This is a genomic window from Pseudomonas sp. MM227, from assembly GCF_947090715.1.
GTDB lineage: Bacteria > Pseudomonadota > Gammaproteobacteria > Pseudomonadales > Pseudomonadaceae > Aquipseudomonas > Aquipseudomonas baltica.
In genome coordinates this window covers 4,308,500-4,322,941 of sequence record NZ_OX352319.1, presented here as the reverse complement: position 1 = coordinate 4,322,941, position 14,442 = coordinate 4,308,500, and the positions used below count along the sequence as shown (strand labels likewise).

At 63.9% G+C, this 14,442-nt stretch carries 10 protein-coding genes and 1 pseudogene; 1 reads left to right on the top strand and 10 read right to left on the bottom strand.

Annotated features, from left to right (window positions below; all coding sequences use genetic code 11):
• Positions 1-6: 6 nt before the first annotated feature.
• From mdtD to ONG87_RS19645, 9 genes and pseudogenes are all read right to left on the bottom strand, one after another.
• Positions 7-1,473: a multidrug transporter subunit MdtD gene (mdtD, locus tag ONG87_RS19685; protein WP_367400479.1), complete on the bottom strand. Its 1,467-nt coding sequence runs from the start codon at positions 1,471-1,473 to the stop codon at positions 7-9.
• A 298-nt stretch (positions 1,474-1,771) separates the two neighbouring features.
• Positions 1,772-3,099, bottom strand: a pseudogene (locus ONG87_RS19680) (TldD/PmbA family protein).
• Positions 3,096-4,538, bottom strand: coding sequence for a TldD/PmbA family protein (locus ONG87_RS19675; RefSeq protein ID WP_264381893.1), 1,443 nt, complete (start codon positions 4,536-4,538; stop codon positions 3,096-3,098). Before ONG87_RS19675 ends, ONG87_RS19680 begins: the two are co-directional and overlap by 4 nt.
• A 174-nt stretch (positions 4,539-4,712) precedes the next feature.
• Positions 4,713-6,419 carry a choline dehydrogenase gene (gene betA / locus ONG87_RS19670; RefSeq protein ID WP_264381892.1) on the bottom strand — a complete coding sequence of 569 codons (1,707 nt, stop codon included), beginning with the start codon at positions 6,417-6,419 and terminating at the stop codon, positions 4,713-4,715.
• A 209-nt stretch (positions 6,420-6,628) separates the two neighbouring features.
• Positions 6,629-8,101, bottom strand: coding sequence for a betaine-aldehyde dehydrogenase (gene betB, locus ONG87_RS19665; RefSeq protein ID WP_264381891.1), 1,473 nt, complete (start codon positions 8,099-8,101; stop codon positions 6,629-6,631).
• A gap of 48 nt (positions 8,102-8,149) precedes the next feature.
• Entirely contained in the window at positions 8,150-8,743 is a 594-nt protein-coding gene (betI, locus tag ONG87_RS19660; RefSeq protein ID WP_122479801.1) for a transcriptional regulator BetI, read from the bottom strand.
• 462 nt (positions 8,744-9,205) lie between these two features.
• Complete coding sequence (gene choV, locus ONG87_RS19655) at positions 9,206-10,387, bottom strand: choline ABC transporter ATP-binding protein (RefSeq protein WP_122715900.1); 1,182 nt, start codon at positions 10,385-10,387, stop codon at positions 9,206-9,208.
• A complete protein-coding gene (gene choW / locus ONG87_RS19650; RefSeq protein WP_043192362.1) occupies positions 10,384-11,229 on the bottom strand; it encodes a choline ABC transporter permease subunit in 846 nt (281 codons plus the stop codon). The genes choV and choW overlap by 4 nt, the downstream gene beginning before the upstream one ends.
• Before the next feature lie 75 nt (positions 11,230-11,304).
• Positions 11,305-12,252, bottom strand: a complete 948-nt coding sequence (locus ONG87_RS19645; protein ID WP_122479799.1) for a choline ABC transporter substrate-binding protein — start codon at positions 12,250-12,252, stop codon at positions 11,305-11,307.
• A gap of 651 nt (positions 12,253-12,903) precedes the next feature.
• Between ONG87_RS19645 and ONG87_RS19640 the strand changes: the two genes are divergently transcribed.
• Entirely contained in the window at positions 12,904-13,998 is a 1,095-nt protein-coding gene (locus ONG87_RS19640; RefSeq protein WP_122479798.1) for a GlxA family transcriptional regulator, read from the top strand.
• 105 nt (positions 13,999-14,103) lie between these two features.
• Here the strand turns inward: ONG87_RS19640 and ONG87_RS19635 are convergent, their stop codons facing one another.
• Positions 14,104-14,361, bottom strand: a complete 258-nt coding sequence (locus ONG87_RS19635; RefSeq protein ID WP_185794758.1) for a hypothetical protein — start codon at positions 14,359-14,361, stop codon at positions 14,104-14,106.
• Positions 14,362-14,442 lie beyond the last annotated feature (81 nt).

The following is a 14,442-nucleotide window of genomic DNA, read 5'->3' as shown; positions in this document are numbered from 1 at the left end:
GCCTGCTTAGTGCTCCACCGGAGGTTCCTGACGAGGTGCGCGCCGTCCATCGCTGTCGGACAGTTGCACGAAGATCCCGGCAGCCAGCATCGCCATCAACCCGATGGTCAGGAACGTGGCCTGGAACGCACCCAGCACCGTGTCCACACCCTCGTTGCCCAGGGACGCAGTGAATCCGCCCAGCAGAGCACCGGCGCAGGCCACGCCCAGGCCGAGGGAGAGCTGCGCCACCACCGAGAGCAGACCGTTGCCACTGCTGGCGCTTTCGTCGTCCAGATCGATCAGGGTCACGGTGTTCATCGCCGCGAACTGCAGCGAGTTGACTGCGCCGAGCAAGCCCAGTTGGGTCAACAGCAGCCAGTAGGGGGTGGTTTCCGAGACCAGGCCGAGGCTGGCCAGCAACACGCCCAGCAGCAAGGTGTTGCCGGTGAGCACGATGCGATAGCCGAAGCGTTCGATGATCGGCCGGGAAAACGACTTGGAAACCATGGCGGCTGCCGCCAGTGGAATCATGCTCATGCCGGCTTCCGAAGGCGAATGCCCCAGGGCGACTTGCAGCAGCAACGGCACCATGAACGGCAGGGCGCCACTGCCCAGGCGGGCGAACAGATTGCCGAGAATGCCGATGGCAAAGGTGCGCGTGCGAAACAGGTTCGGCGAGAACAGCGGGTTGTCGATCTGCCCCGCCCGCAGCCAGTAGGCAGCCAGGCAGGCCATGCCGACGAACAGCAGCAGCATCACTCGCAGGTGCGGCAAGTGCAGCTCGCCCAGGCCCTCCATGGCGATGGTGATGAGTACCATCGCCGCCCCGAACAGCACGAAGCCGATGCCATCGAAGCGCGTGCGTTCGGCGCCGCGCAGGTCGGGCACGAAGTGCCACACCGCCCAGCAGCCCAGTGCGCCCACCGGCAGGTTGATGAGAAAGATCCAGTGCCAGCTCAGCCATTCGACCATCCAGCCACCCAGGGTCGGCCCCAGCAGCGGGCCGAGCAAGGCAGGCACGGTGATGAAGCTGAGGATGCGCACCAGTTCCGAGCGCGGGTAGGCGCGCAGCACCACCAGCCGGCCCACCGGCAGCATCAGGGCACCGCCCAGGCCTTGAATGACCCGAGCCGCGACCAGCATCGCCAGGCTCTGGGACAGTGCACACAGCAGCGAGCCGATGCTGAACAGCATGATGGCGCTGAAGAACACCTTGCGCGTGCCGAAGCGGTCGGAAATCCAGCCTGAGGCGGGGATCAGAAGCGCGACCGTCAGCATGTAGGCGATGATCACCGATTGCATGCGCAACGGGTTTTCCGCCAGGTCGCTGGCCATGGCCGGCAGCGCGGTGTTGAGGATGGTGCCGTCCAGGGCCTGCATGAAGAAGGCAATGGCGATGACCCAGGGCAGCCAGCGAGCGGTAGCGGGATCCAGTGTTGGGCGCGTGGACATGGGGCCTCTTGTTGTTTGAGGTGAATGACGAATGTTCATGGCAAACCCCGTAGCAGCGGTCACCGCGGTATGCCTGACGCTCTGCGGTGCGCCTTTCGCGGCCACGGGCCGCTCCTACAGTGACCGCAGTGCCGCGATCTACTGTAGGAGCGGTCATCGGCCGCGAAGGGTTGCCGCGGTGTACCTGACGCTCTGCGGTGCCCTTTTCGCGGCCACGGACCGCTTCTACGGTTACCGCAGCGCCGCGATCTACTGTAGGAGCGGTCATCGGCCGCGAAGGGGTCGCCGCGGTGTGTCAGGCCGATGGCGGTGTACCTTTCGCGGCCACGGGCCGCTCCTACAGCGTCAACAGCAACCGCTTCACCAACGCGCCGGGCAGCAAACTGGAGCTGGTCTGGCGCTCACCGTAGGTGCTGGTCGAGAGGATCAGCTCGCGCTCGGCCGTCAGCGCTTCCAGCTGGTCCCCCAGGACACTGTAGACGCTGTCGTCGAAACGCATGGTCTGGACCGGTGCAACGATCTGACCGTCCTCCACCCAGAAAGTGGCGAACCGAGTCAGCCCGGTCATGCGCGCCGCTGGCATGTCGGAGTAGTTCAGGTACCACAGGTTACTGATGTACAGCCCGGTGCCGAGGCGTTGCAGCACCTGGGCCAAAGGCAGGTCGCCGGCGGCCATCTGCAGCGCGCCGGGCATTTCCGAGTTGTCCGCGCCGTTGCCTTGCAGGCCGTATTCGGCCGCGCTGCGCGAGTCCACCAGGCGTTCGACGGCCAAGCCGTGGCTGACCAGCGAGAGGTCCTTGCGCGGATAGCCTTCCTGGGAAAACGCCGGGGTCAACGAACCGCTGATGCGCTCCTCGAAGCTCACCTGCGCACTCAAGCGTGCCTCGCCGGCGTACAGCCGTTGCAGAGGGCTGTTCTTGCTGGCGATGGCTTGTGCAGAGAAACCCCCCAGCCCAGCATCCCGATGATTTCATCCAGGGCCGCCGGCGCCAGGTAGGCGCGATACGCGCCCGGCAACAGCACCTTGGGCGGTCGGCTCAGGTGCTCCAGCTGCTCGCGGGCCTGGGCCAGGCGATCGGCGAAGGCGCGTGCCTGCCACTGCTGGCCGGCATAGTTCGCCTTGACTGCCTCGCCGTTGGCATGGAAGAGGCTGAAATCGAAATTGAAACTGTTGGCCTGATGCCAACCGCAGGCCCCGTCGCTGTTGGCGAAACCGCGGCAGATCGTGCCCGCGGCATAGATGCCGACCAGGTCCAGGCCGCTGGCCGCCGTGCCTATCTGTTCGACCACCTGACCCGCATCGGGCAAGGGCGTGTCGTCGACATGACGGGTCTGCCACGGCGAGGTGTCGAGTTGCAGGTAGGGGTCCGGTTGCAGCAGCGGCAGCGTCTGGCTCAGCTGGTGCAGGGCCTGAGTCAGACGCTGCCGGTCCACCTCCAGGTCCTCGGCCAAGGTCAGTTGCAGCTCGGCCTGACGACCGTCTTCGATCAGCTTCAGCGACACGGTGGCCTGGGCAACCTGCCCCGCCTGGCGTACCCGGGCGTGGTTGAAACGGATGAAATCCGAGGCCTCGGCGTTGTAGCTCAGGGTGAAGCGCTGGGTCGGGGCCGCAGCCTGGCGCAGCCACTGCACCAGTGCCTGGAAATGCTCGGCGTGATGGCTCATGCGTCACCTCCAAAAACGTCGATCTGGCTGAACACGCAACTGGGCGAAGCGTGCCCCACACGGATGACCTGGTTGGGCTCGCCCTTGCCGCAGTTGGGCGTGCCCAGCACCTGCAGCGTGCTGGCGTCGCCCACGGCGCTGAGTTTTTTCCAGAAGCTGGCGGAAATACCGCGATAGTTGGGGTTCTTGACCACGCCCTTGAGTTCGCCGTTCTCGATCAACCGACCCCATTCGCAGCCGAACTGGAATTTGTTGCGCGCATCGTCGATCGACCAGGAACGGTTGGTGGACATCAGGATGCCGTGCTCGATGCCGGCGATCAGTTGCGCCTGGCTGTGCTCGCCCGGTTCGATGTTGAGGTTGGCCATGCGGTCGATCGGCGCCCGGTTCCAGCTGCTGGCGCGGCTGTTGGCCACGCCCGCCATGCCGCTGCGGTATTGCGACAGCGCGCCGCCCAGTGGCCGGACCAGTACGCCATCGCGAATCAGCCACTGCTTGCTCGCTGCAGTGCCGTCGTCGTCATGGGCATAACTGGCCAGCTCGTGGGGAATGTCCGGGTCGAAGGTCACATTGAGCAGCGGCGAGCCATACTGCAGGTGACCGAAGTCTTCGACCTTGACGAAGCTGGTGCCCGCGTAGTTGCGCTCATCACCCAGGATGCGGTCCAGCTCCAACGGGTGGCCGATGGATTCGTGAATCTGCAGCATCATCTGGTCGGGCGTCAGCAGCAGGTCGCGCGGGCCCTGTGGGGCGTTGGGCGCCAGCAGCAACTGCAGGGCCTGGTCGGCGACCTGGCGAGCCGCGCCAACGATGCCGCAGCGCTCTATCACGTCGACACCGCCTTGCTGGCCGAAATTGTCGCGGCCCAGGCTGCGGGTCTGGCTGTCGTTGCCATCGAAAGCGGTGACGCTCAAGCCAGGAAAGACGAAGCGCTGCGCCTGGCGGATCTGCGCGCCGGCACTGTTCAGGTAGATCTGTTCGACATCGGTGACGCCCAGGCCGGCATACCAGCTGACCAGGCGGGAGTCGTCGGGCACGCTGGCCGACTCTTCATTGAGCAGTTGGTAGCACTGGGCCAGAGTCGGAAAGGCTGCCTGCACTTCGGGGGAGAGGTAGTCGCTGCGGGCACTGCTGACCGGTTGTTGCTGCAGGTCGAGCAGGGCATGCGCGGCGATCGCGCCTGCCTGCTGTTCGGCACGCGCCAGGGCCTGCTGCAACCCTTGCAGGGAAAGGTCGCCGGTGGCGGCATAGGCTTCCACGCCATGCACTCGAACGGTGATCATCACGCCTTCGTCGAGGCTCAGGCTCGGCGGTTCGGCAATGTTCTTGCGCACGGCCAGGTGCTGGCTGGATTGGCGCACGTGGCGCAGGGAGAAGAATTCGGCGCGGGTGCGCAAAGCAGCGAAGCGTTGTTGCAAGGTGGCGGTGAAATCGAACATGGACGGGCCTCTGGGGGGCGTCGGTGCTCGGCCTGTTCGCGGCCGCTGACCGTTCCTACAGGGGATTACTGTGCCCTGTAGGCGCGGACAGCGGCCGTGAAAAAGTCTGCAAACCGAACCGGAATCTGGCAGGCCCACAGCTTAGGCCTGCCACCGGCACGGAGCAAATCTGGATCAGCCGCGGGTGGTCGCGCCCACTTCGCGCATCGGCTTGCCGCGTACTGGCGCATCGCCGGCGACATAGTAGGCCGCGGTCGAACGCGCTTCGGGCTTGCGGCCACGAATGCGGTCGGCGATCTTCTCGGCGATCATGATGGTCGGCGCGTTCAGGTTGCCGGTGGTGATGATCGGCATGATCGAAGCGTCGACCACACGCAAGCCTTGCAGGCCATGCACGCGACCCTGACCATCGACCACAGCCATGTCGTCGGTGCCCATCTTGCACGAGCACGACGGGTGATAAGCCGTTTCGGCATGCTCGCGGATGAACTGGTCCAACTGCTCGTCCGTCTGCACTTCGATGCCTGGGCTGATCTCGCGGCCACGGTACTGGTCCAGCGCCGGCTGCTGCATGATCTCGCGGGTCAGGCGAATGCCGTCTCGGAATTCCTGCCAGTCCTGCTCGCTGGCCATGTAGTTGAACAGGATGCTTGGGTAGTCGCGCGGGTTCTTCGACTTGACGTTGACCCGGCCGCGACTCGGCGAGCGCATCGAGCCCACGTGAGCCTGGAAGCCGTGTTCCTGAACGCCCTTGGTGCCGTTGTAATTGATCGCCACCGGGAGGAAGTGGTACTGGATGTTCGGCCATTCGAACTCAGGGCGCGAGCGGATGAAACCACCGGCCTCGAACTGGTTGCTGGCGCCGATGCCGGTGCCCAGAAACATCCATTCGGCGCCGATCTGCGGCTGGTTCCACCACTTCAGCGACGGGTACAGCGAGACTGGCTGGGTGCAGCTGTATTGCAGGTACATTTCCAGGTGGTCCTGCAGGTTCTGACCCACGCCTGGCAAGTCATGCACAACGTCGATGCCCAGGGGCTGGAGCACCTCGGCCGGGCCGACGCCGGAGCGCTGCAGAATCTGTGGCGAGGCGATGGCGCCGCCGCACAGCAGCACTTCCTTGCGAGCGCGGGCCTGGATGCGCTCGTCGCTGTCACCGACCAGGTAGCTGACGCCAACCGCGCGCTTGCCGTCGAAGACGATCTTGTCGGTCAAGGCGTGAGTGACGATGGTCAGGGTGTCGCGTTGCTTGGCCTGGTCCAGGTAGCCGCGCGCGGTGCTGGCGCGTCGGCCCTTGGGCGTCACGGTGCGGTCCATGGGACCGAAGCCTTCCTGCTGGTAGCCGTTGAGGTCGTCGGTGCGCGGAAAGCCTGCCTGCACACCGGCTTCGACCATGGCGGCAAACAACGGGTTGTTGCCGGCCTTGGGCGTGGTGACGCTGACCGGGCCTTCGCCGCCATGGTAGTCGTTGGCGCCGATGTCACGGGTTTCGGCCTTGCGGAAATACGGCAGGCAATCCAGGTAGCTCCAGTCTTCCAGGCCCGGCAGCTTGGCCCAGCCGTCGTAGTCCATGGCGTTGCCGCGGATGTAGCACATGCCATTGATCAGCGAAGAGCCGCCCAGGCCCTTGCCGCGGCCACATTCCATGCGACGGTTGTCCATGTGCGGCTCGGGCTCGGTCTCGTAGGCCCAGTTGTAGCGGCGGCCCTGCAGCGGAAAGGCGAGGGCGGCGGGCATCTGGGTACGGAAGTCCAAGCGGTAGTCCGGCCCGCCGGCTTCGAGCAGCAGAACCGTCACGCCCGGGTCTTCGGTCAGGCGCGTGGCCAGGGTGTTACCGGCCGAACCGGCGCCGATGATGATGTAGTCGAATTCCTGGGACATGGAGGTTCCCTCTTTGAAAAAATGGCAAGGTAGGCAGGGTGTCAGGTCTGGCCTATTCGCGGGCAGAGCCCGCTCCCACAAGGATCAGCTGTGTCGGGCTTTTTTGTGGGAGCGGGCTTTGCCCGCGAAGAAGACGCCGCGGTGTTGCTCAAGGCCCCTTCGCGGGCACAGGGCTCGCCGCCCGGCCCGCTCCCACAAGGGATTCGGGGTCAGAACACCGAAACGTAATCGCCCAGTTCTACCTGTACCGATTTGATCCGGGTGTACTGCGCCAGCGAACTGATACCGTTTTCGCGGCCCACACCGGATTGCTTGTAGCCACCCACCGGCATCTTCGCGTCGGACTCGCCCCAGGCGTTGATCCAGCAAATGCCTGCTTCGAGCTGATGGATCACACGGTGCGCACGGTTCAGATCGCGGGTGACCACACCGGCGGCCAGGCCCATCTCGGTGGCGTTGGCGCGGCGGATCACTTCCTCTTCGCTGTCGTAGCCGAGGATGCTCATCACCGGACCGAAGATTTCTTCACGCACGATGGTCATCTCGTCGCTGCAGTCGGTGAACACGGTCGGGGCGACGAACGCACCCTTGCCCAGTTCACCTTCGCTCAGCCGCTCGCCGCCGCACAGCAGGCGCGCGCCTTCGGCCTTGCCCTTGGCGATGTGGCCCAGCACGTTTTCCATGTGGGCAAAGCTCACCAGCGGACCGAAATTGGTGTTCTCGTCCTCGGGGTTGCCAATGCGGATACGCTGCACACGTTCCAGGATCTTCGCTTCCAGCTGGGCCTTCAGCGCGTTGGGCACGAACACTCGGGTGCCGTTGGTGCACACCTGGCCGGAGCTGTAGAAGTTGGCCATCATGGCGATGTCGGCGGCCTTGTCGAGGTCGGCATCGTCGAAGATGATCAGCGGCGACTTGCCGCCCAGTTCCATGGTCACTTCCTTGAGCGAAGAGCTCGAGGCGCTGGCCATGACCTTCTTGCCGGTGCTGACGCCGCCGGTGAACGAGATCTTCTCGATACGCGGATGCCCGGTGAGCCAGGCGCCGACTTCGCTGCCGCTGCCGGTGAGCACGTTGAACACGCCATCGGGCAGACCGGCTTCGGTGTAGATCTCGGCCAGCTTGAGCGTGGTCAGCGAGGTGACTTCGCTGGGCTTGAAGATCATCGCGTTACCGGCGGCCAGCGCCGGTGCGGACTTCCACAAGGCGATCTGGATCGGATAGTTCCAGGCGCCGATACCGGCGGTCACGCCCAAGGGCTCGCGGCGGGTGTAGACGAAGGAAGTGTCGCGCAGCGGGATCTGTTCGCCTTCGATGGCGGGCACCAGGCCGGCGTAGTATTCCAGCACGTCGGCACCGGTCACGATGTCGACGTAGCGGGTTTCCGAATAGGACTTGCCGGTGTCCAGGGTTTCCAGCAGGGCCAGTTCGTCGTTGCGTTCGCGCAGCAGGTCGACGGCTTTGCGCAGCACTCGCGAGCGCTCCATGGCGGTCATCGCGGCCCAGACTTTCTGGCCTTTCTCGGCGCTGGCGACGGCTTTCTCGACGTCCTGGGCAGTGGCGCGCTGGACCTGCGCCAGCACCTCACCGGTGGCCGGGTTGACGGCATCGAAGGTGCCGCTGCCGCTGGCGTCCACGTAGCCGCCATCGATGTAGAGTTTTTGCGTTGGGAAACGGGCCATAAGATCCTCGCGGTGCAGTTAAGGTGGCAGCAGGCGAGGCGCGAAGCTTCAGCGCTGCTGTTTTGCCAGTTGCATGTCCATGTATTCGCAGGCGATACGGTGAGCCTGGGCGGTGTCGAAGGCATCGCCCGACAGCGCGCCGCGCAACCACAGACCGTCGATCAGGGCGGCCAGGCCGCGTGCGGCGTTGCGTGCCTGTTCCACCGGCAATTCACGGCGAAACTGGCAGCACAGGTTGGAATACAGGCGGTGATCGTTGATCCGCTGCAACCTGTGCAGAGACGGCTGATGCATGCTGGTGGCCCAGAAGGCCAGCCAGGTCTTCATGGCCGGAGCGTTGACCTGGCTGGCGTCGAAGTTGCCTTCGATGATCACCTGCAGGTGCGCCCTGGCGCTGTCGTCGTTCAAGGCTTGTCGCCGTGTGGCGACGTTGTCGATCAGAACGTTCATCAAGTGGCGCATGGTCGCCGCGATCAGGCCGTTCTTGTCCTGAAAGTAGTGACTGATGATGCCGTTCGACACACCGGCCAGACGGGCAATCAAAGCGATGCTGGCGTCACTCATGCCGACCTGATCGACCGCCTGGAGCGTGGCTTCGATCAACTGTTGGCGGCGGATGGGTTGCATACCGACCTTGGGCATTGGGCAAATCTCCTTGGGCCTGCAGTACGGGCAGTGAGTGACAGCCGACTGAAGCCAGTCTAGTTTATTTTTATTGAACGATCAATCAATAAAAAAGGACGGGTGAATGTGCGCGTGGTTTTAGAGGATTGGGAAGGGGAAGGCAATGGGCTTCGAGAGGGGGGTGTCAGGTAGGTTGCGGTGATGCATTCGCGGCCGCTGACCGCTCCTACAGGGAATCGCACAGTCGTGTAGGAGCGGTCCGTGGCCGCGAAAAGGGCGGCGCGGTGGATCAGGGGGAATGCGGCGAGGCCTTCGCGGCCGCTGACCGCTCCTACAGGGAATCGAACAGTCGTGTAGGAGCGGTCCGTGGCCGCGAAAAGGACGGCGCGGTGGATCAGGGGGAATGCGGCGAGGCCTTCGCGGCCGCTGACCGCTCCTACAGGGGATGGCGCCCACAGGGTGTGGCCAGCGGAGGGAAGCTCAGCCCAGGTTCTTGCCCAGCAGGGCATGGTACAGCTCGGTATCCCCGAGAATGCCTACCACCTGCTTGTCGCTGTCCTGCAGCACCAGTTTGTGCCCGGTCTGGTAGCGGATCTGCAGGGCGTCACGCATGCCGATGTCGGCATGGACCAACGTCGGGCGCCGCCCCAGGCCTTCCATGGCTTGCCCCGGTGCCCAGCCTTGCAGGTCGAGCACGGCATCGCCCTGACGTGCGCTGGTCAGCGAGTTGCCGGCGCCCAGGTTCAGCCATGAATCCACGCCTGGGTCCAGGCACACCGAACCATTGACGCGCGTGCACTTGTCCAGCGTGCGCATCAGGCTGCGCCCGCACAGCACATTGAGTGGATTGGTGTGAGCCACGAAGGTTCGCACGTAGTCGTCGGCCGGGTTGAGCACGATGTCCTCGGGCACGCTGTACTGAATGATCCGCCCGTCTTTCATGATGGCGATGCGGCTGCCCAGTTTGAGTGCTTCGTCCAGGTCATGGCTGACGAACACGATGGTCTTGTTCAGCTTGCGTTGCAGCTCCAGCAGCTCGTCCTGCAGGCCTTGGCGAATCAACGGGTCGAGCGCCGAAAAGGGTTCGTCCATCAGCAGGATGTCGGCATCCATGGCCAGCGCCCGGGCCAGGCCCACACGCTGCTGCATGCCGCCGGACAGCTCGTCGGGTTTCTTGTTGCGCCACTGGGTCAGGCCCACCAGCTCCAGCTTCTCGTCGACCAGCTTGCGCCGTTCCTTTTCCGGACGGCCCTGCATCTCCAGGCCAAAGCTGATGTTCTCGCGCACCGTCAGCCAAGGCATCAGGGCGAACTTCTGGAACACCATGGCGATGCGCTGGGTGCGCATCATCTTCAGTTCCGCGGGTGTGCAGGCGGCGATGTCGATCTGGCGATCTTCATGCTCGACGAACAGCTTGCCGCGGCTCACGGTGTTCAACCCGTTGATGCAGCGCAGCAGGCTCGACTTGCCCGAACCGGACAGCCCCATCAACACGCAGATCTCGCCCTTGTTGACGTCCAGGCTGGCTTTTTCCACGCCCACGATCTGCCCGGTCTTTTTCAGGATCTCGTTGCGGGTCAGGCCCTGGTCGAGCAGCTTCAGCGCTTCGCGTGGATCCTTGGCGAAGATCACATCGACGTTGTCGAATCGAATAATGCTCATGCATCACCCCCTATCTTCACGTCAGGTTGTTTGCAGATTCGGTCCAGCATGATCGCCAGCAACACGATGGCCAGACCGGCTTCGAAGCCCAGGGCGATGTCGGCGGTGTTCAGCGCGTTGACCACCGGCTTGCCCAGGCCATCGGCGCCTACCAGGGCGGCGATCACTACCATCGACAGCGACAGCATGATGCATTGAGTGATACCGGCGGCGATGCTAGGCATGGCGTGCGGCAGTTCGATGCGCGACAGCAGTTGGCGTCGCGAGCAGCCGAAGGCCTTGCCGGCGTCCATCAGTTCCTGCGGCACGTCGCGGATGCCCAGGTAGGTGAGGCGAATCGGCGCGGCGATGGCGAACACCACCGTGGAAATCAGGCCCGGCACGACGCCCAGCCCGAACAGGGTGAGCGTGGGAATCAGATAGACGAAGGTCGGTACCGTCTGCATCAGGTCGAGGACCGGGCGCATCATCGTGTAGAACATGGGTTTGTGCGCGGCCACGATGCCCAGCGGTACGCCGATGATCACGCAGACCAGAGTGGCGAACAGCACCTGCGCCAGGGTCTCCATGGTTTCCTGCCAGTACCCCAGGTTGAGGATCAGCAGGAAGGACAGCGCCACGAACAGCGTGAGCCCCCATTTGCGTTGGATGAAGTGCGCCAGCGCGGCGATCAGTGCGGTGAGTACGTAGGGGTTGAACCAGGTGAGGCCGGCGGTGAAACCATGAATGATCGCTTCGAGCGTGGATGCGATGGCATCGAACGTCGAGGCCCCGTGTTGAGTGAGCCAATCGACGAACGCCGCGATGTACTCGCCCAGGGGGATCTTGTGGTCTGTCAGCATGGTAGTGAGTGTCCGCATGCGAGGGAACAAAGTGCCGGCCGGTGAGGCCGGCAACCGCCGGCCCGCTTGCCTGCGTTATTGCGCGAGCTTGGCCTTGACGGCTTCAAGACCCGGCTTGCCATCAATGGTGGTGACGCCAGCCAGCCAGGTGTCGAGCACCTGCGGGTTGTTTTTCAGCCAGGCCCGTGCGGCCGCGTCGGGTTTCTGCTTGTCGTCCAGGACATTGCCCATCAGCGTGCTCTCCATGGCCAGGCTGAACTGCAGGTTTTTCAGCAACTGGCCAACGTTGCTGCATTCTTGGGTGTAGCCCTTGCGGGTGTTGGTGTAGATGGTGGCCTGGCCGAAGTTGGGGCCGAAGAAGTCATCGCCGCCGGTCAGGTACTGCACCTTGAAGCGGGTGTTCATCGGGTGCGGTTCCCAGCCCAGGAACACCACGTCGGTGTTGCGCCGCTGGGCACGGTCGACCTGCGACAGCATGCCGGCCTCGCTGGATTCGACCACCTTGAAGCCGGCGTCCTTGAGGCCGAACGCGTTCTTGTCGATCATGCTCTGGATCAGGCGATTGCCGTCGTTGCCCGGCTCGATGCCGTAGATCTTGCCGTCCAGTTCCTTCTTGAACTTGACGATGTCGGCGAAATCCTTGAGGCCCTTGTCGTACAGTCCCTGAGGCACGGCCAGGGTGTACTTGGCGTTTTCCAGGTTGGCCCGTACCGTTTCCACGGTGCCGGCGTCGCGGTAGGGCTTGATGTCGTTTTCCATGGTCGGCATCCAGTTGCCGAGGAAGACGTCCATGTTCTTGCCATCGGCCAGGGACTTGTAGGTCACCGGTACGGAAATCATGGTGGTCTTGGTCTTGTAGCCCAGTGACTGCAGCACCGCGCTGGTAACCGCGGTGGTGACGGTGATGTCGGTCCAGCCGACATCGGAGAAATTCACAGTGGCGCATCGCGCCGGTTCCGCTGCTTGAGCCAGTGCAGGCAGGCCCAGCAGAGTAGCCAGCAGAATCGATGATGGACCTTTCATGGTGTGCTCCCGGTTTTTCTCGGCGTGGGCCTGACGGCGCGCCACGCTTGTCTGGATGCTCGATCGCCGCGCATGCGGCGGGTGCGCCGACACGGTGCCGGGCGATGAGCCGTGAGTGATCATGTACCAGCGCAAATCAACCGCCTACAGGGTGCGTCGTATCCAGTGCGGACAGAGTCGTATCCAGTGTCGGTGACGTCGCTTACAGCTCATGAGGCTTGCAGCAGCGACCTTACCCGCGACATCGACGCACATCCACCTCTATGAGGTTGCCACACGAGCGTGCAGGCGTGAGCGCCACGCCTCTTTTTCGCGCGCTGTTCCCGAGATCCTTCGATCCACGCGCGCAGGACCTAGCGACGGTGGGCAACGTGCTTGCGGTGACACTTGGCAGCGCAATGCCCCAACGGCTGCTACCGAAGTGCTCAGACCCCACGGCAGCTATGCTTTTGGCAAGAATCGCACGCCGCAGGGGAACACCCGGCGCACGGCTCCGCATAGCCCTGCGCGACGTCGTTTTCAGGCGCCGTGGAGTTCCCGACCAATTGTCGGCATGGCGTTTGCGTAGCAAAGTAAAGCCCCTGTCAAACAGAGGGTAATAACAAGAGCCTGCCTGAGGCCACCATCCGCTTCGCGTAAGGAGATACCGCAATGACGTCCTTCACCCCCGGCGCTCAACCGCAGACTCGCAGCCCTCAGTCCATCGGCTTCCTGCTGCTCGACAACTTCACGCTCATCTCCCTGGCCTCGGCGGTCGAACCGCTGCGCATGGCCAACCAGTTGTCCGGGCGCGAGCTGTATCGGTGGACCACCCTCAGCGCCGACGGTGGCCAGGTATGGGCCAGTGACGGACTGCAGATCACCCCGGATGCGGCCATGCACAAGGCTGCGCCGCTGGACGCGGTCATCGTCTGTGGCGGTGTCGGTATCCAGCGTGCCGTGGGCCGTGACCACGTCAGCTGGTTGCAGAGCCAGGCGCGGCAGTCCAAGCGCCTGGGTGCGGTCTGTACCGGTAGCTGGGCACTGGCCTGCGCCGGACTGCTCGACGGCTTCGAATGCAGCGTGCACTGGGAATGCCTGGCCTCGATGCAGGAAGCCTTTCCACGGGTGGCCATGAGCACGCGGCTGTTCACCCTCGACCGCAATCGCTTTACCAGTTCGGGCGGTACCGCGCCGCTGGACATGATGCTGCACCTGATCAGCCGCGATCATGGCCGCGAGCTGTCGGCGGCGATCTCCGAGATGTTCGTCTACGAGCGCATTCGCAACGAGCAGGATCATCAGCGCGTGCCGCTCAAGCACATGCTGGGCACCAACCAGCCGAAGCTGCAGGAAATCGTCGCGCTGATGGAAGCCAACCTGGAAGAGCCGATCGATCTGGACGAACTGGCGGTGTACGTGGCGGTGTCACGGCGCCAGCTGGAGAGGTTGTTCCAGAAATACCTGCACTGTTCGCCGTCGCGCTATTACCTCAAGTTGCGTCTGATTCGGGCGCGGCAGCTGCTCAAGCAGACGCCCATGTCGATCATCGAAGTGGCGTCGGTGTGCGGCTTCGTTTCCACGCCGCATTTCTCCAAGTGCTACCGCGAGTATTTCGGAATTCCGCCGCGCGACGAGCGGGTTGGTTCCAATACCACCCAGCAGGTGGCGATGTTGCCGATTCCGCAGGCCATGGTGCTGGCAGGTCCGTTGTCGGCATTGAGCCAGGCGCGCAACGAATCGACCTTTGCCAGTGTAAGGATCTGATACCCCAGCGCACCCTTCGCGGCCACTGACCGCTCCTACGGTAGTTCAGGCATCGCGACCTTCCGTAGGAGCGGTCAGCGGCCGCGAAAGGGCCGCCGCTGAAATTCAGGCCCGTTTCGAATGCTGGGCCAACGCTGGCAGCAAGGTCCGGTCGATCGCCTGGCGGACTGCCGGCAGGATGGTCGCGCTGCCCATCAGCATCTGTTCCACCATCTTGCGCAGGGCCTGGGCCCGTCCGCTGTCCAGGCCGCGCACTGCGCATTCACAGGCCTGCTCGGCCGTGGCGCCGGCGGGCATGTCGAAACCCAGTGCGCGTAATTGGCCCAGCAGGTCATCCTGATCAATCAAGTCTGCATGCATCATGATGCTGATCCTTCTTCAAATGGCGTGACGGTGTGCCGATTCTGGTAGCCCTGCACGCACTCGGCAAGCGTCGACGGTCGC